General features: G+C 51.8%; 1 protein-coding gene. It reads left to right on the top strand.

The genetic code is table 11. The features are described from left to right. Positions 1-281: 281 nt before the first annotated feature. A complete protein-coding gene (locus O2S87_RS18600) occupies positions 282-479 on the top strand; it encodes a heavy-metal-associated domain-containing protein (RefSeq protein ID WP_475410211.1) in 198 nt (65 codons plus the stop codon). Positions 480-1,095 lie beyond the last annotated feature (616 nt).

The raw sequence follows: 1,095 nt of genomic DNA, 5'->3' as shown, positions 1-1,095 counted from the left end.
TGATCACGCCAAGATCGACGAGCTGGCGAAGCATCCGGCCGAAGGCTGGATCTGAGGAGGGCATATCTCCTCATTTGGGACCGTAGACCGTAGCTATAGGGACTTTCCACGTTTCTACATAAGAGCGAGACGGTGTCCGTCACTTCGTATCGGTCAGATCAAGCGAGACGGTCGTTCTGATTGGTCGACGCAAGGCAGAACAGTAGACCCCTTATTGCCGCTGTAACTTTGGCTTCTAAGCAGCAAAACACATAGAATATGGGGCCTATGTTTGAATACGCATGATTCAGACAATCACCGTCGAAGGAATGTCCTGTGAACACTGTGAGCAAACCGTTGAGGAAGCGCTTGAAGAAGTCGACGGGGTCATTTCGGCAACTGCAGATCGGAACGCCGAATCCGTGACAGTCGAAGGAGTCGCTGAATCGGAAGACCTCGTAACGGTGGTCAAAGACGCTGGGTACGACGCCTCTCCTTGACATCCTCTCCGCCCTGAAGGGCGAAGATTCCCACGGCACTGCACCGCTGATTTGGGATATTTTAAGGTTTGTAGCCGTCCGACATGAACAACTACTGGCTGTGCCAATCAGTCGGTACTCCTATCCCGGCATGGGATTCGGAGTTACTTTTGACCGAATCTCTCACCAGTCGAACAGAAAGTGTATTTTTGCGTCAGGGTGAGAAAAACCCGATATTATCCCATTAGTAGGGCGGATAGACCGCCTCGTATAGTTATTAGTACGATGTACTACCACTTGAAATATCCGTTAAACACGACGACGAGAATCGTATACGTGATGTCGGATTCATCCCCGTCCCCAGAAGTCTACGACTTCTGGTGTGCCAGCAAATCGCGTAGCGATTTGCGACCGCGCTGAAGCGCGAGGCTTTCTCCTTGAATCTCCGTAAGCCGACCACTAGTGGCTGTTTCATCGGTGGCTCTTACCGAAGACAGTGAAACAGCGTGGGTATCATGGCATCCCGCTGAATGCGTCTGTGTGTGAACAACCAAACCGCATTCGGCGGGATGCTTCAGCATCTTGTTGAGCTCACATCAATAGTGTTGCGGCCAGAGCCGCTCGATGCCGAGATCGA

This window comes from Halohasta sp. A2 (assembly GCF_056175805.1).
Note: the sequence above shows the minus strand (reverse complement) of the source record. Positions and strands in the feature narration are given on the sequence as shown.